Here is a 20,962-nt window from a genome sequence, read left to right as displayed (position 1 = left end):
ATGCGCGTCTTCTGGATCATGTAATTTGAGATAAACCAAAATAAATAAGGAAAAACAGAAATACCATCGGCTTCAGCGTCGATCATCGGCGCCGTCGCCAGAAAATATCCATCTCCCGTCCGGGATCTCAGCCCGGACGGGATTCTCGTCGGTGCACACCGCGTGCCATGCCACCTGCGGCGACGACACAAGAAGGCGTGGTCGCAAGGCTCCCGGCGGGTGCCTCGTAGGGCATGTGCCGCCGGGTCGCCCTACGCCCACGCCTGCTCGGACGATCACGCGGACGATGTCACATCGCGCCTGCGCCGTGCGTGCGATCGCCGCCTACGCCGAGACCGGCCGAGGCTCAGGGCATGGCCTCCTCAGGCAGCGGCGAGCATGCCGTGCGGGTCGAGGACGTACTTGCGGGCGGCGCCGTGGTCGAACTCGGCGTAGCCGCGTGGGGCGTCCTCGAGCGGGATCGGTGTGGCGTTGACGGCCTTGGCGATCTGGACGCGGTCGTGGAGGATCGCCATCATGAGGCGGCGGTGGTAGCGCATCACCGGGCACTGGCCGGTGACGAAGGAGTGGGACTTCGACCAGCCGAGGCCGATGCGGATCGAGAGCGAACCGTGCCTGGCGGCCTCGTCCGCCGCGCCCGGGTCGCCGGTGACGTACAGGCCGGGGATGCCGAGCGCGCCGCCCGCCCGGGCGACGTCCATCAGCGTGTTGAGCACGGTCGCCGGACGCTCCTGCTGCGCCTCACGGCCGTGGCCGCGCGCCTCGAAGCCGACCGCGTCGACCGCGCAGTCCACCTCGGGCACGCCGAGGATCTGCTCGATCTGGTCCTTGGGGTCCCCGGCCGACACGTCCACGGTCTCGCAGCCGAAGCTGCGCGCCTGGGCGAGGCGTTCCTTGTTGAGGTCGCCGACGATCACGACGGCGGCGCCGAGCAGGAACGCCGAGCACGCGGCGGCGAGCCCCACGGGTCCGGCGCCGGCGATGTAGACCGTGGAACCGGGCCCGACCTTGGCGCTGACGCAGCCGTGGAAGCCGGTGGGGAAGATGTCGGAGAGCATCGCCAGGTCGAGGATCTTCTCCATCGCCTGGTCCCGGTCCGGGAACTTGAGCAGGTTCCAGTCCGCGTACGGCACGAGCACGTACTTGGCCTGGCCGCCCACCCAGCCGCCCATGTCCACGTACCCGTACGCGGACCCGGCGCGGTCGGGGTTGACGTTCTCGCAGACGTCGGTCTTGCCCTCCTTGCAGTTGCGGCAGCGGCCGCAGGCGATGTTGAACGGCACCGACACCAGGTCGCCGACCTTGATGAACTCCACGTCGCGGCCGGTCTCCACCACCTCGCCGGTGATCTCGTGCCCGAGGGTGAGCCCGACCGGCGCGGTGGTACGGCCACGCACCATGTGCTGGTCGCTGCCGCAGATGTTGGTGGCGATCGTCTTGACGATCACACCGTGCTGCACCTTGCGGCCGACGTTCGCCGGGTTCACCCCCGGCCCGTCCTTGACCTCGAACTCGGGGTACGGGGTCTCCTCCACGGACACCTTGCCCGGTCCCTGATAGACAACGGCCTTGTTGTCCGGCATCGCAATCACCCTCATCGCGCACGCAACACCCTTGACGAGTCACGCCCCTACCCAGGGCCGTTGCGGCCATGTGGTCATCGGGGAGCGAATCGCCACCGCACACGCAGGGCGCGGGCCGGAGCAGCGGCGGGCGGCACGACCGGGACGAGGAGGGCGCCACCGCGCGTCACGGAGCGACCGCGGACGCGAACCGCCCGCGGGCACGCGGCACCCGCCCGGAAGCGCGGGCTCACGGGGAAGACGGACTCACGGACGCGGTCGCACGCGGGCGTGCGGGATCGGAGGACGCGCGATCAGAGGGCGCGCAGGCCGTTGATGACTTCCCGGAGGAGGCCCTCGTTGGGGGTACGGGCCGCGGGGGACGGACGGCGGACCCGGACGAGACCCTGCTCGTGCAGGTCGCCGACGAGCACGCGGACGACACCGATCGGCAGGTCGAGCTCGGCGGCGACGTCCACCAGGGCGGTGGGGCGGGTGCACCGGTGCAGGATGATGAGGTGCTCCGGGCCGAGGCCCGCCGGCGGGGTGATACCGCCCTCGGTGACGATGACGGCGACGAGGTCGATCTCCTTGCTGGACGACTGGGTCCGCCCCCGGGTGAGGAGATAGGCGGGCACCACCGGGCCGGCGTCCTCGTCCAGCCAGCGCTCTTGCGTCATCGGTCGCCCTCCTCTCCTGCGGTCGTGTCGTTGTCGACGGGGATCAGCGTGAGCGGCACCAGCCCGCGTGGCGTGTCCGGGGGCTGCGGGGTGCTGATCAGGTCGAGCGGAATGAGCACGATAGCGGTGGTTCCTCCGTACGGCGAGGGGCGTAGCGTGACGCGGATGTCGTGCCGGGCCGCGAGACGGCCGACGACGAACAGACCGAGCCTATCGCTGTCCGCAAGATCAAATTCTGGCGGATTGGCAAGACGATCATTGAATTCCTCGAGTGCGTCCCGCGGTATGCCGAGACCGCGGTCCTCGACCTCGATCACGAACCCGTTCGCCGCCATCTCCCCGCGCACGTGCACCTGGGTGTGCGCCGGGGAGTAGACCGTGGCGTTCTCGATCAGCTCGGCGACGAGGTGGATGACGTCCCCGACGGCCTCGCCGACGAGGGCGTGGTCGGACATGTTGTGCACGGTCACCCGCGCGTAGTCCTCGACCTCGGCGGCGGCGCCGCGGGCCACGTCGAAGATGGGCACGGGCTTGCTCCAGCCCCGGCCGGGCACCTCCCCGGCGAGGATGATCAGGTTCTCGGCGTGCCGCCGCATCCGGGTGGTGAGGTGGTCGAGGCGGAACAGGTCGTCGAGCGTCTCCGGTTCGGTCGCCCGGCGCTGCATGTCGTCGAGCTGGATGCGCTGCCGGTGCAGCAGCACCTGGCTGCGCCGGGCGAGGTTGAGGAACACCTGGTTCACCCCGGCGCGCAGCCGGGCCTGGCCGACCGCGGCGTCGATCGCGGTGTGCTGCACCGCGGAGAACGCCTCCTCCACGTCCTGGATCTCCGCGGTGGAGCTCTTGGTGTTGATCGGCGGCGCCTCGGCCTCGGTGTCCACCTGCTCGCCCCGGCGGAGCTTGTCCACCACGTTCGGCAGCCGCACCTGGGCCACCTCCTGCGCGGCCCGGCGCAGCGCGGCGAGCTCGACGGACAGCCGCGAGCCGAGCCGCAGGGTCACCAGGACGGTGACGAGCACGATGGCGAGCCCGGCGCCGGCGAGCAGGACGGCGCGGGCGAGCACGTCGTCGGCGACCGGCTCGGCGCGCTGCGCGAGCCGGGCGCCCGCCTGGTCCTGGGCCTGCTGGAACGCGGTGGCGAGCCGGCCCGCGACGGTCTGCCACTCGGTGTAGCTCGGCGGGCTGTTGGCGAAGATCCGCTCCTCGAGCAGGCGCAGCCGCTGGTACTCGGGCGAGGCGATGAGGTTGACGTGGTAGGCGCGCAGCTCGGGGTCGAGCTCGGCGAGCGCCTGGTCGATCATGAACCGCCGGTTGCCCGCGATCTGCGTGAACAGCTTCTGCTCGGCCTGCGGCATCGGCTCGCGGCCGGGCTTCAGCATCGCGGCGGCGAGCGCCTGCTCGCGGGCGAGCAGCTCCTTGGCGTACGCCAGGTTGATCACGATGCGGGTCTGCTGGTAAATGGGAATTTCCTCGATCCGCGACAGGCTGCGCTGGAGCAGGAAGACGGCATCGGAAATGGCGTCATATGCCTCCATCGCCGGAATTACCGAGGTGAGCCCCGCGTCGATGTCGCCCCGGATCGCGTCGAGCCGGGAGGTGCGGTCGAGCAGGTGCTCGAGGTCCTCGCGCATCACCGAGGTGATGGTCCCGGCGGCCTCCTGGTCCCGGGCGAGCTCGCGGAAGTTCTTCAGCGCCCGGTCGGTGTGCTGCCGCTGCGCGATCATCTCGTCGCGGCCGCCCTGGCCGCCGAGGTAGCGCGCGGCGGTGAGCCGTTCGTGCTGGAGCTCGACGGCGAGCCGGTCCGCGGGCACGCGCAGCGTGGTCCAGAGCGTGGTGTAGGTGCGCAGCTCCAGGCTGTCGCGGGTGGTGACGCCGACGATCACCGCCCACAGCGCCATCATGGAGACGACCGGCACGAGCAGCAGGCCGAAGATCTTGAAGCGGATCGTCCTGCGCCGGGTACGGCCGGGCACTCCCATCACACCCATCGCGAAAGTCGGAGACAATTGACGAGACTAGCAGCGCCGACGGAATTTGCCATTCGGGCGGCAGAAGGCGGTAAATAGGCCGCCATGCTGCGCATTGTGCGATACGTGGAGTAAGTTCGGTCCTCGTGCGCAGGTCCTCGCGGTTGGTAGCAGCGTGCGCGATCCTCATCGCGTTGCTGCTTGCCGCGTGCACCGGCGAGGGCGCCCGCGTGGTGCCGCCGCCCAGCCCCGACTTCTCGGTGCGCGAGGCGACCTTCGTCTACGTCAGCGACACCGAGGTGATCGACGACTGGGACCCCGCCACCGCGTACGGCAACGAGATCATCGCGCTGCAGAACATCTACGAGACGCTCACCGTCTACAACCCGGTGACGCGCAAGGCCGGACCGCGCCTGGCGATCTCCTGGCGGTCCTCCGCCGACCGCCGCACCTGGACCTTCCGGCTGCGCCCGGACGTGCGCTTCCACACCGGCAGGCCGCTCGACGCGCAGGCCGTGCAGCGGTCGATCGAGCGCACCCGGTCGCTCGGCGGCCCCGCCGCCTACATCTGGGACCCGGTGAGCACCATCACCGTCGAGGACCCCACCACGATCGTGTTCCACCTGCGCTATGCGGCGCCGCTCGACCTGATCGCCTCCTCCGGCTACGGCGCCTACATCTACGACACCGCCGCGGCGGGCTCGGGCGACCTGAAACGCTGGTTCGCCACCGGCCGCGACGCCGGCTCCGGGCCGTACACGATCGCGGAGTGGAACAAGGGCAAGGTCGCCGAGCTGACGCTCCGGGCGTTCGACGGCTACTGGGGCGGATGGGACGGCCCGCGCTACCGCAACGTGGTGTTCCGGGTGGAGACCGACCAGGAGACCGCCTGGCGGCGGCTGCTGCAGGGCGAGGCGAACTTCCTGGCCCGGCTCGACCCGGCGTACCACCGGCGCGCGGAGAACACCCCCGGGGTGCGCAGCGTGAAGACGGCGTCCTTCCAGAACCTGCTGCTGCTGTTCAACACCGCCTCGGGGCCGCTGCGCGACCGGCGGGTGCGCCGGGCCGTGCAGTACGCGATCGACTACCACGGCCTGATCCGGGCGCTCGACGGGGCGGGCGAGCCCGCCACCGGGCTCGTGCCCGACGGCCTCGTCGGCCACGTGCGGGACCGGCAGCCGCGGCAGAACCTGACGCAGGCGGCGCGGCTGCTCACCCTGGCCGGGTACGGCCCCGGCCGCCGGCCGCTGCGGCTCACCCTCACCTACGCCGCGGACGACGCCGACCAGCGCATGCTCGTCACCCGGCTCGCGGCGGCGCTGCGCGGGCTGAACGTACGGCTCGACGCCCGGGCGCTGTCCTGGGAGGCCCAGCTCGCCCGGGCACGGGACAAGCGGCCGGGGCGGCGCCAGGACGTCTTCGTCATGTACTGGCGGCCGGACTACGCCGACGCCTACTCCTGGTACCGCAACCTGTTCCACGGCGACGACCCGTCGTCGCTCAACTTCGCCTACCTGAAGGACCGGAAGACGGACGACCGCATCGACGCCCTGCCGACCCTGTTCGCCACCGACCGGACCGCGGCCCAGCGGGCCTACGCCGACCTGCAGACCCGGCTGGTGGACGAGCTCGCGGTGGTCGCCGTGCCCTGGGTGGTCAACCACCTGCGGGCGTTCCTCGGCGGGGTCCGCGGCTACACCGACAACCCCGCCTATCCCAACGTGGTGTTCGTGCACTCCCTGACGCCGCGCGGGTGACCCCTAGCCGCGGCGCATGCGTTCGATCGCGGCGAGCACGGCCTCGTGGTCCATGTCGATGCCGCCGGGGCCGCGCAGCCGTACGGTGACCTCGGTGCCGTCGAAGGCGAGCCAGCGGATGCGGCCCGCGATGCCGCGTAACGCCTGGTCCCGCTCGGCCCACTGGGCCTCCTCCAGCGGGGTGCCGTCGAGCTGGAAGAACTCGGCGATCCACGGCCCCTTGGGCGCCTCGGTGAGGTAGTCGCCGTCGGCGGGCTCGCTCGGCGGGAGCGCCGGTGGCGGCGGCGTGGGCCGCCGGGACGCCGAGGGGAACCGGATCCGCGGCTGCGCCGGCCGCTGGGTGCCGGTCTCGCCCGGGCGCCGCACGGCGGGGTACTCGCCGCCTGCGGGCCGCCGCACCGCGGGGTATTCGCCGGTGGGGCGCACCGCCGGGATCTCGCCGGTCGCCCGGATCGCAGGAAGCTGGGTGGTGGTGTCGTCCGGCGCGGGCCGTACCGGGTACGTGCCCGGGATCGGGCCCACCGGCTGGGCCGGGAACTCGCCCGAGGTCCGCCTCGGCTGGGCGGGGAACTCGCCGGAGGTGCGCGCGGGCCGGACGGGGAACCGTGCGCGGGGCCGGGCCGCGGGGTCGCCGGTGACCCCGGTGGCGGGGTACCCGGTGGGCGGCCGGTCGGTGGCGCGCGGCATGGGCTGGGTGGCGTCGAGCGGCTGCGGGCGCGGCGGCACCGGGTTCGCGGGCGCCGGGGCCGCGGGCGGGGTGCCGGTGGACGCGGTGCGCGCGGGCACGACGGAGCCGGCGTCGGAGGTGAGCACCACGGCGACGCCGTTGAGCAGGTCGGCGATGTGGAAGGCGACCCTGCCGAGGGTGCGGTCGTTGAGGTCGGGCATGCGCCTGCGAAGGCTGTCGGCGATGGCGCGCACGAGGGCGAGTTCGGCCTGTTGCTCAGGCGTCAGCTCACTCACAGCAACTCCTCCCAGGCCCCCCGAGTAACGGCCGGCTCTTATGGTCTCGCGTCGTCAGATGCCGGGTGGCTGGTACGCGGTATCCGCCGGGTTCGCGGCACGCCGACCGGAGACGGCCCGTTCATCCCCGGGCACGGCGCGGAGCCGATGGTGCGCTCGCCGCCGGGGTGGAACTGCAAAAGTGGGCATCAGTGGACTTTATCGCCTATATCTACGCAGAGCGCGGTACGGCCCCGCCGCGGCGGCGTTCCCGCGCCAGGCCACGCCACCGCCGGAACGGTCCGGCGGCCGCCGGACCGGACCGCGGCCATCGCCCCCGGCGACCCCGGCCACGGGGCCGTTCCGGCGACCGCACAGGCCGGGCCGTACGGGATCGCCCGTGGATTGCCCTGGCGCGGAATGGGGGAATTCGCCCATGCCACATCCGCACCGTTCCATACCGGGGCATACGATCAGTGAAGTGGGTGAGCCTTCAGAAATTGGTGGGAAACGAGAGGGCCGATGAGCAAACTCACCAGGGATGAGCGCGAGGACCTCGCTCGAATCCTGTCCAGCCCGGAGCTGAACGATCCCCGGATCGACGGGGACCGCAGACTGGGCCAGCAGTTCGCCGACCTGTGGCGGGCCGACCTGGAGGACGTCGACGAGGTCACGATCGGCCGGGTGCTGCTCCGCGCGGCCGTCGCGATCACCCAGCTCACCGACGCCGGCCTCTCCCCCTCGCGCGTCGCCAACATCCTCACCCTCGCGGCGGTCGACCTCACCGCGCTTGAGCTGCAGGAGATCCTCGAGCACGACGTCGCCAAGGACCCGCCGGGCGGCGAGCGGCGGGGCTCGGACGACGGCTGACGACGACCGGCCGCGCCCGCCGCCGAACAGCTGAAAATTTCCCGTCCTCGGCCGGGTCCGCGACACGGATCCGGCCGGGTACGGCACGGCCGCCGGACGGTTGACCGGCCGGGCCCGAAAACGCCCACGCCCGAGCCCGAAATCGCGAGCCGCCGCTCCCGGAAACCGAAGTTGAGAGGTGAGCGGTTTTCGGAGATATTCGGACGGCGATTCGGCTCGGCGGACCAGGAGGGCAATGTGATCACCCACGTGAGCGGGACGGTCATGTACGTGGCCGACCAGGACGCGTCCCGCGCGTTCTATGTGGACAAGCTCGGCTTCCGGGTGGTGCGGGACGAGGAGATCGGGCCCGGCGACCGCTGGCTGGAGGTGGTCCCGCCCGGCGGGCAGACCTCGATCGTGCTCGCCGCCGCGGCCGACTTCGGCAGGCAGCCGGGCGAGGGCGCCGAACTCGCCTTCGCCTGCGACGACATCCACGCCACGGTGCGGCAGCTCCGCGAGGCCGGGGTGAGGATCACCGACCCGCTCGAGGTGCCGTGGGGCCGGACCGGCACCTCCATCGTGGCCGCCAAGACGACCGACCCGGACGGCAACGACGTGGTGATCACCCAGCGGGTGTCGTAGCGCCGGCGTCCTCACCCGTACGGCGGCCGACCTCACCGCCCCTCGAACCGCGGAAGGCGCCGCCGCGAGATCGTGAAATCCTCGGCCGGCCGACCCGCCCGGCCGGAAAGCACGCATACCCGAATCCGAATTCGCTTGCCTCCGCCTGCCACCCCGGGGTAGGGAGCATACAAGCCGTTTTTCGCAGAGATGTTCGAACGGCGATCCGGTGTGGCGGATCAGGGGGACAATATGATCACCCATGTGAACGTGGCCGTCATGTACGTGGCCGACCAGGAGCGGTCCCGCGAGTTCTACGTGGACAAGCTCGGCTTCGAGGTGGTGCGGGACGAGGAGATGTGGCCCGGCGCGCGCTGGCTGGAGGTGGCCCCTCGCGGCGCGCAGACCGCGATCGTGCTGTCCTCCGCCGCCGACTTCGGCAAGCGGCCGGGCGAGGGCGCCTACCTCACCTTCGCCTGCGACGACATCCAGGCCACGTTCCGGCAGCTCGGCGAGGCCGGGGTGAAGGTCACCGACCCGGTCGCGGAGCCCTGGGGCACCTACATCAAGGCGACCGATCCGGACGGCAACGAGGTCATGATCGTCCAGAAGGCGCCGCGGAGCTGACGCGGCCGGCCGTACCCGCTGCCGATCACCGGCCCGGGCGGCCGAGTACGGCACGGCACGTCTCGATGACCAGCTCGTCGACGAGGGGCGGCGGCGGCTCGCCCCTGGCGAGGTGGCGGCGGACCGCGCCGTAGGGGACGTCGATCAGGGCGAAGGCGAGCCGTTCCCGGGCCTCGTCGGTGGCCGCGTGGGCGCGCAGGGCGGCGGCCACCCGGGAGTTGAGCGCGGTGAGCTCCGCGCCGAGGTCGTCCGGCCAGCGGGCGACGAGGTCGGTGGCACGGTGGAGCAGCAGCACCCGGGCCTCGGCCGGGTGCCGGCGGCACCAGCGGGGCGTGTGCACCGCCGCGCCCTCCAGATCCCCCGCGGCGAGCGCGGCGAGGAAGCCCTCCTGGAAGCGCCGGATCGTGCGCAGCCAGAGCGTGGCGAGGAGCAGGTCACGCGAGGCGAACCGGTGGTAGATCGACCCGACCGGCGCGCCCAGCCGTCTCGCGACCGCCGCGATCGTGGTCTTCGCCGGGCCGTCCTCCCCCACCGTGCGCAGCGCCGCGTCGAGGATGCGCTCCTCGTCGAATCTCGCCGGTCTTCCCACGGTCCGCCCTTCGTGATATTAGTGGCGTCATTCTAGAATGAAGCCACCAAAAAGGGGAAGCCGATGCATCCCGTGATCACCGCGTTCTACCGCGCCCTGCAGGAGGCGGACGTGGAGGCGCTCGTCCGGCTGCTCCACCCCGAGTTCGAGGGCCGCGTCGCCCCCGGCATGCCGTACGGCGTGGGCGGCGTGCACCGCGGCCCGGAGGACATGCTCGTCAACGTGTGGGGCGTGATCGCCCGGCATTACCGGACCGCGCCGTACGCCGAGTCCTGCGTCGCGGGCCCGGACGGCACGTTCGTCGTCACCGGGCGGTACCGCGGCACCGCGGTCGCCACCGGCCGGCCGTACGAGGCCGAGTTCGCCCACGTGCTGCGCCTGCGGGACGACCGGATCGTCGCGCTGCACCAGTACACCGACACCGCCAAATGGCACGAGGCCCTCGCGGCCTGACCACCCCGGCCGCACGCCGTACCGGGCGAAATCGCGGGGCGCCTTCGCGGTGGTTTGCGTAGCGTGGGGTGGTGCGATTCGGCGTGCTGGGCCCGCTCGCCGTGTGGACCGACGACGGCGAGCCGGTGGCGATCCCGGGGCGGAAGGTGCGGGCGCTCCTCGCCGATCTGCTCCTCCACGAGGGGCGCGTGGTCTCGCGGGACCGGCTGGCCGAGGACCTGTGGGGCGACGAGGCGCCCGCGGACCCGGCCGCGGCCGTGCACGTGCGGATCTCCCAGCTGCGGCGGGCGCTCGCCGCGGCCGAGCCGGGCGGACGCGACCTCGTCGTCTCCCGGCCGCCCGGGTACGCGCTGCGGGCCGCGCCGGGCGCGGTCGACGCGGCGCGGTTCACCGCCCTCGTGGAACGCGCCCGGACCGCCCCCGGCCTGCGGGAACGCGCGGCCCTGCTCGCCGAGGCGCTGAAGCTGTGGCGCGGGCCGTTCCTCGCCGACCTCGCCGACGAGGAGTTCGTCCGCCGGGCCGCCCACCACTGGGAGGAGCGGCGGCTCGCCGCCGTCGAGGCCCACGCCGAGGTACGGCTCGCGCTCGGCGAGCACCGCGAGCTCGTCGCCGAGCTGGGCGAGCTCGTGGCCCGGCACCCGTTCCGGGAGCGGCTGCGCGCGGCCCACCTGCGCGCCCTGCACCGGTCGGGCCGCACCGCCGAGGCTCTCGAGCGCTTCGCGGAGCTGCGGCGGCTGCTCGCCGACGAGCTCGGCCTCGACCCGGGACCGGAACTGACCGCGCTGCACCAGGCGATCCTTACCGGCGACCCGGCCGAGGACCCGCCGGCACCGGCCGCGCGCGCCGCACGGCCCGCCACCAACCTCCCCGCCCCGGTGACCGAGCTGATCGGCCGCACGCACACGGTCGCGCGGGTACGCGAGCTGCTCGGCGCCGGGCGGCTCGTCACGCTCACCGGCCCGGGCGGGGTCGGCAAGACGAGCGTCGCCGTGGCCGCCGCCCGGACCCTCGTCGACGCCTTCCCGGACGGCGTGTGGCTCGTCGACCTGGCCGTCTGGGACGGGTCCGGGGACGCCGCCGAGCCGGTCCTCGCCGCGCTCGCCGTACCGGACACACCCGGCGAGGCACGCCCGCCCGCCGGCCGGCTCGCCGACGTGCTGCGGGAGCGGCGCACCCTGCTCGTGCTCGACAACTGCGAGCACGTGGTCGAGCCGGTGGCCGGCCTCGTCGCAGCGCTGCTCGCCGCCGCGCCCGGCCTGCGCGTGCTCGCCACCGGCCGGGAGCCGCTGCGGCTGCGCGGCGAGGCCCGCCTGGAGGTGCCGCCACTGGAGATCCCGGACACCGACGACCCCGAGCGGCTCGCCGCCTGCCCCGCCGTACGGCTGTTCGCGGCGCGGGCGGGTCTCGACGGGAAGGCCGAGGTCGGCGCGGTCGCGGAGGTGTGCCGCAGGCTCGACGGCATCCCGCTCGCGCTGGAGCTCGCCGCCACCCGGGTCCCGGTCCTCGGGGTGGCCGAGCTCGCCGCCCGGCTGCAGGTGCCGCGGGACCGGTTCGGGCTGCTCGGCCAGGGGCCGCGGGACGCGCCCGCCCGGCAGCGCACCCTCGCCGCGGTGATCGACTGGAGCTGGCGGCTGCTCACCGACGCCGAGCGGGCGGTGCTGCGGCGGCTCGCCGTACCCGCCGGCGGCTGCACGCTGGAGGCGGCCGAGGCGGTGTGCGCCGGGGACGGGGTGGACCGGGCCGAGGTGCTCGACCTGCTCGCCGGGCTGGTCGACCGGTCGCTCGTGGTGCGCGGCGACGGGCCGCGGTTCCGGCTGCTGGAGTCGGTGGCCGCGTACTGCCTCGACCGGCTCCGGGAGAGCGGCGAGGAGGCGGCGGTACGGCGCCGCCACGCCGAGCACTGTCTCGCGCTCGCCGTGCGGGCCGACCCGCCGCTGCGCGGCCCCGGGCAGGGCGAGTGGCTGCGGCGGCTCGACGCCGAGGCGGCGAACCTGCGGGCCGCGCTGGAAACCTTCCGCCGGTACGGCGCGGCCGAGCCGGCGCTGCGCCTCGCGCTCGCGCTCACCTGGTACCGGTTCCTGCGCGGCCGGGTGGGCGAGGCCCGCCGCGCCCTGGAGGCCGCGCTCGCGGTCGGCGGCGAGGCGCCGGACGGGCTGCGGGCGGCGGCCGAGGTCTGGCGTACCGGGCTCGCGATCTGGCAGGGGGAGGCCGGGCCGGAGCGGGCGGCCGAGGCGCTGGAGGCGTACCGGAAGGTCGCCGGACCGGCCGAGCGGGCGCGGGCCGAGTGGTTCCTCGCCATGGCGCTCGCCGGCCTCGGGGACGGGACGGCCGCCGCCGAGCTGCTGGAACAGGCCCTCGCCGCGTTCCGCGCCGCCGGCGACCGGTGGGGCGAGGCGGCCGCGCTGAGCACCCGGGCGATGCTCGCACACCTGCGGCACGACCTCGCCGCGCTCGAGCGCGACGCCCGGCGAAGCGCCGAGCTGTTCGACGCGCTCGGCGACGCGTGGGGCGTGCTGCGGGGCACCGACTGGCTGATCGGCCTCGCCGACCTGACCGGCGACCACGCCGAGGCGGTACGGCTCTGCCGGGACGGGCTGCGGCTCGCCGAGGAGCTGGGCCTGTGGCCGGACGTGGCCGGGCGGCTCGGCTGGCTCGCCTGGCTGTCCGTGCAGGCGGGGGACGTGCCGGGCGCCCGGGAGTACGGCGAGCGGGCGCGGCGGCTCGCCGCCCGGCAGGGGCTGCGCGCGGAGGAGGTGCTCGCCCGCCTCGCCCTCGCGGTCGCCGCGCGCCGGGCCGGGGACGTGGACGAGGCCGAGGAGCACCTGCGCGGGCTGCTCGCGGCCGCCCGGCGGCGGGGCGGGGACGGGCCGCCGCCCTACCTGGCGATGGTCCTCGCCGAGCTGGGGCTGCTCGCCGTGGACCGGGGCGACGCGGCGGGCGCGCTCGACCGTTTCCGCGAGGGGTTCGAGGTGGCCCGCGAGCTGGGGTCGGCGCCGGAGATGGCGTGGGCGCTGGTCGGCATGGCGGGCGCGCTCGTGGCGGACGGGCGGCCTCGGCTCGCCGCGCTGCTCCTCGGCGCGGCCGACGCGGCCCGGAGGGCGGCCGGGCAGCGCCTCGCGCCCCGTGACCGGGACGACCTCGCCCGGATCACCGCCGCCGCCGAGGCCGCGGTGCCGGGCTTTCCGGAGCTGTTCGCCCAGGGCGCCCGGCTCTCCCCCGAGCAGGCACGTGCCCTGCTCGATGCGCCCGGCCCGGCGGCGTCCGGCTGACGCTCCCCGTCCGGCTCGCGTGCTCCGGCGACCGGCCGCCCTGCCGTACCGGCGGCCCCGGCGATCTCACTTGGGCACGTAGATGTGCACGACGATCCCGGAGTCGAAGCGCTCCACGTCGGCGAGCCGCAGGTGGGTCGTGTCGAAGCCGACACCCTCGAACAGGTGCTTGCCCGCGCCCACGATCACCGGGAAGTACCAGAAGTGGAACTCGTCGACCAGGCCGTGCCGTACCAGGGTGGTGTCGAGCTCGCCGGTGCCCCACTTGAGGATGTGCCTGCCCGGCTGCTCCTTCAGTTTGGCGACCTCCTCGGCGACGTCGCCCTTGATGAGGGTGCCGTTCCACGTGGTGATCTCGGTGAGGGTGCGCGAGGCGACGTACTTGGGCATCTCGTTCATCGGCTTCGCCTCGGGCGTGTCCATCGATCCCCAGGACCGGGCGAACGCCTCGAACGTCACCCGGCCGAGCAGCAGGGCGTCCGCCTCCGCCATGAGCCGGGCCGAGTAGGCGGCGTGCTGCTCGTCCCAGTACGGGTGGCCCCAGTGCTGCGGTTCCGCGCGGGACGCGGTGGACGGGGTGGTGTCGTCGATGACGCCGTCGAGCGAGACGAAGGTGGACTCGATGAGCTTGCGCATGACCGGCTCCCGGTGGCCCTCGGCGGCGGCCCGGTGCCGCCGCTCTCGATGACCACGAGCCTGCCGGGCACCCCTTACGGTTTCCTTCAGGTCGGCTCGCCGTACCCGGTAAGGGGGCGTCAACGGCTCAAACGGTACGGCCCGCCACTCCTTCACCAAGTGGGCCCACGGCCTGTTCCACAATCGTTTCAACGGCCGCGGAAAGGCTGTTAATGTGCCGCCATGCTCGAGTTCACGAACAAACGTGAGGTCACTTCCGCGGACCAGCTCAGCCCTCACCAGGCCGAGCAGCTCCGGGCCTGCGGGAACGCCTACGACGGCTCGGACCTGAGCGCCGAAGAGCTGCTCGCTCCGGGCGAGGACGGCGAAAGCGTCCTGAACTTCGTGGAACTCTGGGACGTGGTCGACGACGACGTGGTCGTCTACGAGGCGTGGTTCTACCAGAAGGACTCCGGCGCCATATTCGAGGCCGGGACGACCACGATCGTGGCGGAAATCATCCAGAGCAGCCTCGAATGCGACGACGAGGACCTGAAAAAGGAACTCGGCAAGGCGATGGTGCAGGCCGAGCTGCTCGACCCCGCCGACTCCGAGTACGAGCGGTACCGCGACCTGCTGGAACAGGAGGCGTGAGCCGGGTGGCCCGGTGACCCTTCGGGCCACCTTCGGCCACGAGGCCGGCGACCGGGTGCGGGACGGGCGGCCGGCGCGCTGACGGGTCTCCATCGAAACCGAGTCCGTGGCTCGGCATCGCCGTCACTCATCTGGAATGAGGGAGCGTGACCGCCATGCCCGGCGCAGTTCCCGCGTGCTGATCATTTCAACCCGGGCCGCCACCCTGCCGCGACGCGTTTTCCGTGCCCTCCCCGGCTCACCGCTCCCGGCGACGAACGGCCGCAGGCCGGGACGTGGGGGCGATGCCGCGGCATGCGGGAGCGGGAGGCGTGAGCCGGGTGGCCCGGTGATCCTTCCGGGCCGCGTCCGGCCCTCGTCGCGTGAGGGACCGCTCGGGTGCGGGACGGGCGGCCGGCGCCCTGGCGGACTCCGGTGACGAGCCTCCGCACAACGAAAGAGGAGACCACGTCTCCTAACGAACTCACCTGGAATGAGTGGAGTGGGACCGCCATGCCCGGCGCAGTTCCCGCAGTGATCATCCAACCCGAGGCCGCCGCCCCGGCGCAACGCGTTTTCCCGGCTCACCGCTCCCAGCGGGTGGAGAACAGCGACGCGTACACCGGCCGCCCGTCGCGGGTGACCACCTGCCCGGCGATCCCGTTCCCGGTCACGGTGGACAGCCGCAGGTCGAGGTAGCGCTCCTCCTCCTCGACCGTCCACTCGCCGCCGGCCGCGGGCTCGGCGAGCCAGGACGCCACCCGCTCCATCCGGGCCGCCCGGTCACGCTCCAGCTCCGCGCGCAGCCCGGCGAGGCTCCCGGCCCGGTACGGCTCGGCCGGCCGCGGCTCGGGCTCGGCCTGCCAGGCGGCCACGCCGTACGCGAAGCAGACCAGCGGCATCCACATGTCGGCGAAGTACCGCGGGCTGGGCGTGATCTCCATCCCGGCGAACCGCTCGCCGACGAAGAACAGCGCCCCGACCTGGCCCGGCAGCGGCTCCAGCCGGCTCTGCCACTGGGTCAGGATCGGCCGCTTGCGGGTGAGGATCTGCTCCAGGTGGCCGCGCTTCGGCAGGCCGTACGCCTCGTTCAGCCTGGCGATGGCGTCCCACAGCTTGGCGAAGCCCAGGGTGCCGCGCAGCCGCAGCGCCTCGGCGCGCAGCTCGAGCGGCAGCACGAAGAACCACTGGTCGCGGCCCTGCAGGTAGCCGCCCTGCCCGGCCTGCACGCAGCAGGCGTTCTCGAACCGGCGGGTCTGCCCGGCGGCGATCAGCGCGGCCGAGCAGAGCGCGTGGTTCTGCGCGCCGTGCTGGATGTAGCCGATGTGCAGCGGCACGACCGCCACGCCCTCCGGCGCGCCGTTGTGCAGCTCGAGGTCGCCGTAGCCGACGACCCGCCGGAGCTTGAGCCCGCCGCGCGGCGGCACCAGACCGGCGTGCTCGGGCCCCCATACCGGCACCACGGTGAGCGCGCCGGCCTGCTGGGGCGGGCCGAGACGGTAGCCCGTCAGGTCGACCGGCGCGGGCATCAGCGTCGCGAGCTCGGTCATGCACGTCCTCCTTCCAGTGCCGCCGCGGCGCGGCCGGACAGCCGGTCGAGCACCGCCCGCCGGATCCAGGCCCGGCCGGGGGCGCAGTGACACAGCAGCCACGGCAGCAGCTCGGCGAAGTCGTCCTGGTGCCAGAACCGCGCGCGGGGCAGGTCAGGGGCCGGGGTACGGAAGGTCAGGTCGTCGCTGCGGGCGAAGGTCGCCTGGCACAGCACCACCGGCGTGGTCACGCCCGCGCCCGGCAGGCTCGCCGCCACCCGGGCGAGGTCGCCCGGCAGCGTGTTCTCGTACCCGTCGGTGACGATCGCCACGAGGTCCGGCCCGGCGGCGAGGGCGTCGAGCAGGCCGGTGGCGAGGTCGGTGGCGCCCGCGGGGGCGTCCGGCCGCCCGCCGGTCTCGATCACGGTGAGCCGCTCGCACACCTCCGCGAGCACCAGGCGCAGCGCCTCGGCCTGCGACATGATCGCCCACTCCCGCTCGCCGTACCCGCGCATCGACGCCGAGGTGTCGAGCACGAGGGCGACGTGCGCTTCCAGGCGCGGCAGGCCGCGGGTCGCCTCGGCGACGTACCGGGCGAGCGCCGGGCGCAGCTCGGACTCCGGGCCGCCCCGGTAGAGGTGGACGAGCGTCGCGGCGATGTCGCCCCGGTTGGTCACCGTCACCACCTCCGGGTCCTCGCGCGGCGGGTCGATCGGGACCGGCGGCTCCTGCGGCACCGGCGCGTTGGGTGTGCCCGGGCCGTACAGGGCGCGGACCCGGCGCATCGCGGTCTCCGGGTCCCGGGTGAACCGCAGCAGGCGGCTCCGCAGGTACGGCGAGCCGACGTCGCCCTCGGCGATCAGGCGGGCGCAGGCGCGGGCCGTCGACTTGCCGAGCGCGTGCTCGAGGCAGTCGACGAGGGCGGGGCGCCGGGCCGCGACGAGCGCGTCGCCGTCCGGGTGCTCCAGCGCGAACGCGACCATCGCCCGGGTGGTGTGCTTGTGGTTCGCCCGCAGGCGGCGCACCGCGAGCAGCGCCGTGACGGCCTGGTCCGGGGCGAGGCCGAACAGCAGCGCCCGGGTCGCCTTGGCGAGCACGGCGCGGGCGGGGTCGGCGAGGTGCGCCTGGGAGGAGGCGAGGATGCGCAGCAACACCCGGGCGCGCTGCCACTGCCGCACGCCGGGGACGAGCGCGAGCAGGGCGTAGCCCTCCGGGTCGGCCTCCCATGCCTCCCGGTGGACTTCCGCGTCGTCCCACGCCAGTTCGCCGCGGCGCGAAAGCGTCAGCGGCGTGCCGTGCGTGCGGAAATGCGTGAGCAGCTCCGACATGTTCATATCGGGAAGCCTAGATCGTGTGTCCTTTCCGGCTAAACTGAATTTTTGGGCCATCGAATAATTGAGTTGCCGTTCCGCGCCCCCTGTGATATGCCGCGCCGATGGCCTGTCGGGTTCCCGCCACCGCCCTGATCCCCGGCCCTCCTGATGCGCGTCGGTATGGCACCGTCACCCGCGAACCCGCGCGTCACGCCCATCGCCGCAGGCCGGCCTGCGAGTGCCATGGACCGTCCGGCACGGTACGGCAGGACCGAGGGCCACCGGCGACTTGGCGGGACACGTCGCCCGAACCGGAGAATCGCCGTCTGCGAAAACACGGGCCGTACCCACGGCTTTCCTGCCTGGCCTCGCCGTATCCGGCGGCGTGACGTTCGCCTGACACGACATGACACACCCCGGGCCGCCGCCTTTCCGAAATCGGCCGTGGAACGGCCGGGAATGCCTTTCGGCCACCCTGCCGCATACCCCCTGGCGTCCCGTTTTCCGTTCCCGCCGGTGGTGCGGCAATGGCCGGAACGGCCGACGTGGCGTACGACCACGCGCCGCTCGGCCACGGGGTCGAGGCGATGCGCCGGCACACCGTCGCCCCGCACGCCCTCGCCGAGACCGGCCGGGCGGTGGCGGCCTGCCGCGAGGTGCGGTTCGCAGGCGGCGATCACCGGCGGGGCGAAACCCGGTCGTCTCGGTGCCGTGCCGTACCACCGCGGACCGGTACGCGTACCTGAGCGAGAAGATCGGCGCGCTGGGCGGCGTGGCGCTCACCTACGAGCACCCGGCCCTGCCGACGTGACGCCGCGCCGGGTTCATCCGGATGCGGAGGCCCGTGCCGCGGGCTCCGGCGCCCGCGGGTCCGCGGCCGCGAGCAGCCGCCGGGCGAGCGCGTGGCAGCGTTCGGCGAGCTCGGGCGGGTCGAGCACCTCGAAGTCGTGCCCGAGCCGGGCCATGTGCAGGAGCAGGAGGTCGAGGTCGGCGGCACCGGCCTGGACCTCGCAGCGGCCGGGCCCGCTCGGCCGTACCACGGCGGCCGACGGCGGGATCTGCGCGCGCACCGTCTCGGCGGGCGCGTGCACGAGGAACCGCGCCTGGTGCGGATAGACGCGGCTCGTCACGCCCTCCTGCACGTAGGCGGCGGCGTCCGGGGCCGGGCGCGGCCGGAACCGCCAGGTTCGTGCCGACACGTCCGACATGCGATCGACCCGGAAGCTGCGCCAGTCGGCGCGGTCGAGGTCGTAGGCGAACAGGTACCAGCGCCGGTCGGAGGTGACCAGCCGGTACGGCTCGACCCGCCGGCGGCGCACCTCGCCCCCGGACGGGTAGGCGAACTCGACCTCCACCTCGTCCCGGCACGCCCGGGCCAGCGTCATCAGCGTCTCGGCGTCCACCGGGGTGCGGCCCCCGCCGCCGAACGACTCCACCGACGCGGCGAGCGCGCGCACCTCGTGCCGCAGCCGGGTGGGCAGCACCCGGTCGAGCTTGGTCAGCGCGCGCAGCGCGGCCTCCCCGGCCCCCGCGACCGCGCCGCCCGCGCCCGCGAGCAGCGAGACCGCCGTGGCGATCGCCTCCTCGTCGTCGAGCAGCAGCGGCGGCAGGTCCTGGCCGCGGCCGAGCCGGTAGCCGCCGCCGGCGCCGCGCTCGGCGTGCACCGGGTAGCCGAGCGCGCGCAGCCGTTCCACGTCCCGCCGTACCGTGCGCGGCGTGACCCCGAGCCGCTCGGCGAGCTCCGGGCCGCTCCACACCTGCCGCTGCTGGAGCAGCCCGAGCAGGGCGAGCACCCGCTCGGTCGTGCCCCGCTCGTCGCCCACCGGTGCCGTGCCGTCCATGTCGCCGACGATAGCGGACCGATCCTGTCCGCTTCACGGGGAAGAGTGGCCGCATGGACACAACCGAACGCGGCTGGAACCGCATCCTGTGCGACCAGTGGGAATGGCACTGGAACCACCAGATCCGGGACCGGCTCGCGGGCCTCACCGACGACGAGTACCTCTGGTCACCGGTGCCGGACGCCTGGAGCGTACGGCCGCGCGGCACCTCGACCGCCCCCGTGCAGGCGGGCGCCGGCGACTTCACCATCGACTACGCCTTCCCGCAGCCCGACCCGTCGCCGTTCACCACGATCGCCTGGCGGCTCGGCCACGTCATCGTCGGCGTGCTCGCCGTGCGCAACGCCGCCCACTTCGGCGCGCCGCCGGCGTCGTACGAGACGTGGGCGTACGCGGGCACGGCCGCGGCCGCGCTCGAGCAGCTCGACGCCCAGGTCGAGACCTGGCTGGCCGGGGTACGCGGCCTCGGTGACCACGAGCTGCGGGCCAAGGTCGGCCCGAAGGAGCCCTACCCCGAGCTGACCATGGCCGACCTGGTGCTGCACATCCACCGCGAGCTGATCCACCACCTCGCCGAGGTGTGCCTGCTGCGCGACCTGTACCTGCACACGAACGCCGCCACCACCACGGGAGCGAACCGATGAGCCGCCGGATCCAGATCACCTTCGACTGCCACGACCCGCGCGCCCTGTCGATCTTCTGGCGCGAGGTGCTCGGCTACGTGCACCCGGCCCCGCCCGGCGTCGACCTCCCCGAGGGCGCCGACCCGCTCGCCGCCTGGGACGAGTTCCTCGCCCGCATCGGCGTACCCGAGGAACAGCGCAACTCCCGCTCGGCGATCGAGGACCCGGAGGGCCGCGGCCCGCGCCTGTTCTTCCAGCGGGTGCCCGAGGGCAAGACGGTCAAGAACCGTGTCCACCTGGACGTTCGCGTCGCCCCCGGCCTGCGGGGCGAGGAACGCATGGCCGCCCTCGAGGCCGAGTGCGACCGCCTCGTCGCCCTCGGCGCCAAGCGCCTCCACCGCCACGACCCGCGGCCTCCGCTCGACGCGGGCCACATCGTCATGGCCGACCCCGAGGGCAACGAGTTCTGCCTCGACTGACCCGCCCGGGCGACAGCCGTACGGCCCGGCGACACGGCCGGTCACCCGCCTGGCCGCCCCGGTGGCGGGCGGCGGGTGGCCGGCCGTCGCGCGGCCCCTGGAACAAGCCGGCGCGATCTCGCTGTTGCTCCGGACATGAGTGACGCGTCCTACGATCTCCGCGACCTGCTCGCGCAGAGCAGGCTCGGCGTGCTCGCGACGATCAAGCCGGACGGCCGTCCGCAGCTCTCGCCCGTGACGCCGTACTACGACCGCGAGGCGAACGTCATCTACATCTCGACGACCGAGGACCGGATCAAGACGAAGAACCTGCGCCGCGACCCCCGCGCGGCGCTCGAGGTCACCAGCGCGGACGGCTGGTCGTGGGCGACCGCCGAGGGCACGGTGACGATCATCGGGCCGAGCACCGATCCGTACGGCCCGGAGGTCGAGGCCCTGGTGGAGTACTACCGCAAGGCCGCCGGGGAGCACCCGGACTGGGAGGAGTACCGGGCCGCCATGGTCTCCGATCGCAGGGTGCTCGTGAAGATGACGGTCGACCACGTGTACGGAGCCAAGGTCCGCTGACCTTGCCCGGCCGCCGGCCGTTCGCGCCCGTGGCCGGCACCGCCGT

The 20,962-nt window shown here is 73.6% G+C and carries 19 protein-coding genes; 10 read left to right on the top strand and 9 right to left on the bottom strand.

Annotation, left to right across the window (positions count from 1 at the left end; all coding sequences use genetic code 11):
* Positions 1-362: 362 nt before the first annotated feature.
* The 3 genes from fdhA to FHX40_RS24195 all read right to left on the bottom strand — a co-directional run bounded on the left by fdhA (position 363) and on the right by FHX40_RS24195 (position 4,227).
* Positions 363-1,583 (bottom strand): formaldehyde dehydrogenase, glutathione-independent, encoded by a 1,221-nt coding sequence (gene fdhA / locus FHX40_RS24205; RefSeq protein WP_142262268.1) that lies wholly within the window; start codon positions 1,581-1,583, stop codon positions 363-365.
* A 293-nt stretch (positions 1,584-1,876) separates the two neighbouring features.
* Positions 1,877-2,242: a DUF742 domain-containing protein gene (locus FHX40_RS24200; protein ID WP_142262267.1), complete on the bottom strand. Its 366-nt coding sequence runs from the start codon at positions 2,240-2,242 to the stop codon at positions 1,877-1,879.
* A complete protein-coding gene (locus FHX40_RS24195) occupies positions 2,239-4,227 on the bottom strand; it encodes a sensor histidine kinase (protein ID WP_229788432.1) in 1,989 nt (662 codons plus the stop codon). Before FHX40_RS24195 ends, FHX40_RS24200 begins: the two co-directional genes overlap by 4 nt.
* A 173-nt stretch (positions 4,228-4,400) precedes the next feature.
* On the opposite strand from FHX40_RS24195, the gene FHX40_RS24190 reads away from it, so the two are divergent.
* Positions 4,401-5,963, top strand: coding sequence for an ABC transporter substrate-binding protein (locus FHX40_RS24190; RefSeq protein ID WP_229788434.1), 1,563 nt, complete (start codon positions 4,401-4,403; stop codon positions 5,961-5,963).
* Positions 5,964-5,966: 3 nt separating this feature from the next.
* Here FHX40_RS24190 and FHX40_RS24185 read toward each other — a convergent pair whose 3' ends face one another.
* Complete coding sequence (locus FHX40_RS24185) at positions 5,967-6,926, bottom strand: hypothetical protein (RefSeq protein ID WP_142262265.1); 960 nt, start codon at positions 6,924-6,926, stop codon at positions 5,967-5,969.
* Between the two features lie 501 nt (positions 6,927-7,427).
* On the opposite strand from FHX40_RS24185, the gene FHX40_RS24180 reads away from it, so the two are divergent.
* The 3 genes from FHX40_RS24180 (at position 7,428) to FHX40_RS24170 (ending at position 9,005) form a co-directional block, all read left to right on the top strand.
* The gene (locus FHX40_RS24180; RefSeq protein ID WP_142262264.1) at positions 7,428-7,775 is read left to right on the top strand and encodes a hypothetical protein; all 348 of its coding nucleotides are present in this window, start codon (positions 7,428-7,430) and stop codon (positions 7,773-7,775) included.
* 249 nt (positions 7,776-8,024) lie between these two features.
* Complete coding sequence (locus FHX40_RS24175) at positions 8,025-8,399, top strand: VOC family protein (RefSeq protein ID WP_244941620.1); 375 nt, start codon at positions 8,025-8,027, stop codon at positions 8,397-8,399.
* Positions 8,400-8,642: 243 nt separating this feature from the next.
* A complete protein-coding gene (locus FHX40_RS24170) occupies positions 8,643-9,005 on the top strand; it encodes a VOC family protein (protein WP_229788436.1) in 363 nt (120 codons plus the stop codon).
* A gap of 25 nt (positions 9,006-9,030) precedes the next feature.
* Here FHX40_RS24170 and FHX40_RS24165 read toward each other — a convergent pair whose 3' ends face one another.
* The gene (locus tag FHX40_RS24165; RefSeq protein ID WP_142262261.1) at positions 9,031-9,594 is read right to left on the bottom strand and encodes a TetR/AcrR family transcriptional regulator; all 564 of its coding nucleotides are present in this window, start codon (positions 9,592-9,594) and stop codon (positions 9,031-9,033) included.
* Between the two features lie 63 nt (positions 9,595-9,657).
* Here FHX40_RS24165 and FHX40_RS24160 point away from each other — a divergent pair, with 63 nt between their 5' ends.
* Together FHX40_RS24160 and FHX40_RS24155 are read left to right on the top strand one after the other, a co-directional pair.
* Positions 9,658-10,047 (top strand): nuclear transport factor 2 family protein, encoded by a 390-nt coding sequence (locus FHX40_RS24160; protein ID WP_142262260.1) that lies wholly within the window; start codon positions 9,658-9,660, stop codon positions 10,045-10,047.
* Between the two features lie 71 nt (positions 10,048-10,118).
* Entirely contained in the window at positions 10,119-13,316 is a 3,198-nt protein-coding gene (locus tag FHX40_RS24155) for an AfsR/SARP family transcriptional regulator (RefSeq protein ID WP_142262259.1), read from the top strand.
* 66 nt (positions 13,317-13,382) lie between these two features.
* Here the strand turns inward: FHX40_RS24155 and FHX40_RS24150 are convergent, their stop codons facing one another.
* Positions 13,383-13,952 (bottom strand): dihydrofolate reductase family protein, encoded by a 570-nt coding sequence (locus FHX40_RS24150; RefSeq protein ID WP_142262258.1) that lies wholly within the window; start codon positions 13,950-13,952, stop codon positions 13,383-13,385.
* A 222-nt stretch (positions 13,953-14,174) separates the two neighbouring features.
* Here FHX40_RS24150 and FHX40_RS24145 point away from each other — a divergent pair, with 222 nt between their 5' ends.
* On the top strand, positions 14,175-14,585 hold the full coding sequence (locus FHX40_RS24145; RefSeq protein WP_142262257.1) for a hypothetical protein: 411 nt from the start codon (positions 14,175-14,177) through the stop codon (positions 14,583-14,585).
* Positions 14,586-15,148: 563 nt separating this feature from the next.
* Here the strand turns inward: FHX40_RS24145 and FHX40_RS24140 are convergent.
* The 3 genes from FHX40_RS24140 to FHX40_RS24130 form a co-directional block, all read right to left on the bottom strand.
* Entirely contained in the window at positions 15,149-16,114 is a 966-nt protein-coding gene (locus FHX40_RS24140; RefSeq protein ID WP_142262256.1) for an ARPP-1 family domain-containing protein, read from the bottom strand.
* The gene (locus FHX40_RS24135) at positions 16,111-17,427 is read right to left on the bottom strand and encodes a vWA domain-containing protein (protein ID WP_142262255.1); all 1,317 of its coding nucleotides are present in this window, start codon (positions 17,425-17,427) and stop codon (positions 16,111-16,113) included. The genes FHX40_RS24140 and FHX40_RS24135 overlap by 4 nt, the downstream gene beginning before the upstream one ends.
* 803 nt (positions 17,428-18,230) lie before the next feature.
* On the bottom strand, positions 18,231-19,247 hold the full coding sequence (locus FHX40_RS24130; RefSeq protein ID WP_142262254.1) for a helix-turn-helix transcriptional regulator: 1,017 nt from the start codon (positions 19,245-19,247) through the stop codon (positions 18,231-18,233).
* 53 nt (positions 19,248-19,300) lie between these two features.
* Here FHX40_RS24130 and FHX40_RS24125 point away from each other — a divergent pair, with 53 nt between their 5' ends.
* The 3 genes from FHX40_RS24125 to FHX40_RS24115 all read left to right on the top strand — a co-directional run bounded on the left by FHX40_RS24125 (position 19,301) and on the right by FHX40_RS24115 (position 20,916).
* Positions 19,301-19,891: a DinB family protein gene (locus FHX40_RS24125; RefSeq protein ID WP_142262253.1), complete on the top strand. Its 591-nt coding sequence runs from the start codon at positions 19,301-19,303 to the stop codon at positions 19,889-19,891.
* Positions 19,888-20,349 (top strand): VOC family protein, encoded by a 462-nt coding sequence (locus FHX40_RS24120; protein WP_142262252.1) that lies wholly within the window; start codon positions 19,888-19,890, stop codon positions 20,347-20,349. Before FHX40_RS24125 ends, FHX40_RS24120 begins: the two co-directional genes overlap by 4 nt.
* Positions 20,350-20,484: 135 nt before the next feature.
* Positions 20,485-20,916 carry a PPOX class F420-dependent oxidoreductase gene (locus FHX40_RS24115; RefSeq protein WP_142262251.1) on the top strand — a complete coding sequence of 144 codons (432 nt, stop codon included), beginning with the start codon at positions 20,485-20,487 and terminating at the stop codon, positions 20,914-20,916.
* Positions 20,917-20,962 lie beyond the last annotated feature (46 nt).

This window comes from Thermopolyspora flexuosa (assembly GCF_006716785.1).
In the GTDB taxonomy this organism is placed as follows: domain Bacteria; phylum Actinomycetota; class Actinomycetes; order Streptosporangiales; family Streptosporangiaceae; genus Thermopolyspora; species Thermopolyspora flexuosa.
This window is presented reverse-complemented; position numbering and strand designations above follow the sequence as displayed.

Excerpts from the sequence above, each read along its gene's own strand:
- fdhA (WP_142262268.1), bottom strand. The coding sequence starts at position 1,583 with ATGCCGGACAACAAGGCCGTTGTCTATCAGGGACCGGGCAAGGTGTCC.
- FHX40_RS24200 (WP_142262267.1), bottom strand. The coding sequence starts at position 2,242 with ATGACGCAAGAGCGCTGGCTGGACGAGGACGCCGGCCCGGTGGTGCCC.
- FHX40_RS24195 (WP_229788432.1), bottom strand. The coding sequence starts at position 4,227 with ATGGGTGTGATGGGAGTGCCCGGCCGTACCCGGCGCAGGACGATCCGC.
- FHX40_RS24180 (WP_142262264.1), top strand. The coding sequence starts at position 7,428 with ATGAGCAAACTCACCAGGGATGAGCGCGAGGACCTCGCTCGAATCCTG.
- FHX40_RS24160 (WP_142262260.1), top strand. The coding sequence starts at position 9,658 with ATGCATCCCGTGATCACCGCGTTCTACCGCGCCCTGCAGGAGGCGGAC.
- FHX40_RS24150 (WP_142262258.1), bottom strand. The coding sequence starts at position 13,952 with ATGCGCAAGCTCATCGAGTCCACCTTCGTCTCGCTCGACGGCGTCATC.
- FHX40_RS24145 (WP_142262257.1), top strand. The coding sequence starts at position 14,175 with ATGCTCGAGTTCACGAACAAACGTGAGGTCACTTCCGCGGACCAGCTC.
- FHX40_RS24140 (WP_142262256.1), bottom strand. The coding sequence starts at position 16,114 with ATGACCGAGCTCGCGACGCTGATGCCCGCGCCGGTCGACCTGACGGGC.
- FHX40_RS24135 (WP_142262255.1), bottom strand. The coding sequence starts at position 17,427 with ATGAACATGTCGGAGCTGCTCACGCATTTCCGCACGCACGGCACGCCG.
- FHX40_RS24130 (WP_142262254.1), bottom strand. The coding sequence starts at position 19,247 with ATGGACGGCACGGCACCGGTGGGCGACGAGCGGGGCACGACCGAGCGG.
- FHX40_RS24125 (WP_142262253.1), top strand. The coding sequence starts at position 19,301 with ATGGACACAACCGAACGCGGCTGGAACCGCATCCTGTGCGACCAGTGG.
- FHX40_RS24120 (WP_142262252.1), top strand. The coding sequence starts at position 19,888 with ATGAGCCGCCGGATCCAGATCACCTTCGACTGCCACGACCCGCGCGCC.
- FHX40_RS24115 (WP_142262251.1), top strand. The coding sequence starts at position 20,485 with ATGAGTGACGCGTCCTACGATCTCCGCGACCTGCTCGCGCAGAGCAGG.